This is a genomic window from Helicobacter didelphidarum (assembly GCF_003364195.1).
GTDB lineage: Bacteria > Campylobacterota > Campylobacteria > Campylobacterales > Helicobacteraceae > Helicobacter_A > Helicobacter_A didelphidarum.
Genome location: NZ_NXLQ01000162.1, coordinates 1 through 843, shown reverse-complemented (window position 1 = coordinate 843; position 843 = coordinate 1). Strand labels below are relative to the sequence as shown.

General features: G+C 32.1%; 1 protein-coding gene. It reads left to right on the top strand.

Features of this window, described 5'->3' with window-relative positions; genetic code table 11:
- The first annotated feature begins 3 nt into the window (after window positions 1-3).
- A complete protein-coding gene (locus CQA53_RS12880; protein ID WP_407918858.1) occupies window positions 4-708 on the top strand; it encodes a hypothetical protein in 705 nt (234 codons plus the stop codon).
- The last annotated feature ends 135 nt before the right edge of the window (window positions 709-843 follow it).

The following is an 843-nucleotide window of genomic DNA, read 5'->3' as shown; positions in this document are numbered from 1 at the left end:
TCTATAAAAGAAACTTCCATAAATACAGAATCTAGCAAACTAATATCTCAAAAAACCAACGATACTATAAACAAAGACAAGATAAAGCGAGATTCTCATGGTGATGAGATAGTGTATGAGGTGAGGCATAACCCTAATTGGTGGGATTATATAATGTATTTTATGATGCTTTTTTTTGGCATTGCTATGGCATATGGCAGCACAGAAAGTCTTTTGTTCAATGAAGAAATAGATAAGTCATTGCCTATTGCAGCGTTAGCTTTTGGTATTATGATTACATTAATGTGTTCCTATCGTCTTTTCTATGTAAGAAAAAACAGATTCTATGTTACTACACGAGGTATAGGGTTTGAGCGTAGGCATTGGTTTAGAATGCAAAAGGGATTTTATAGATTTGGAGAAGCAGGAGCTATAAGACATATAGGTTCCACATTGAATTTCCCTGTTACTCCACCCAATTTGATAATAATTTTTCCATTAGGTAATCGCAAAAGAAAATATTATGCTTCTTGGCAACTAAAACCCTATTGTAATATTTCCCTAACTGCTTGGGATATTTATGTATCACAAAAAATTTATAACAAAGCTAGTGATACATATCATCAACATGACTTTCTTATCAAAAAAACCAAAGAAGCCTTAGAGGCAAAAGGCATAGATACAAAAACCTTATGTTATGATTTAGACAAACAATTTGATATATATTAGCTTTAAGGAAATATTCAAATGAATCCTAACGATACTAAGCCAACTACAGCAGGAATCACCATAGGCTTACCAAATTCTAGTCATAAAGGCTTTGATATAAAAGCTGGTGTGATAGATAATACTAACACTTATAAT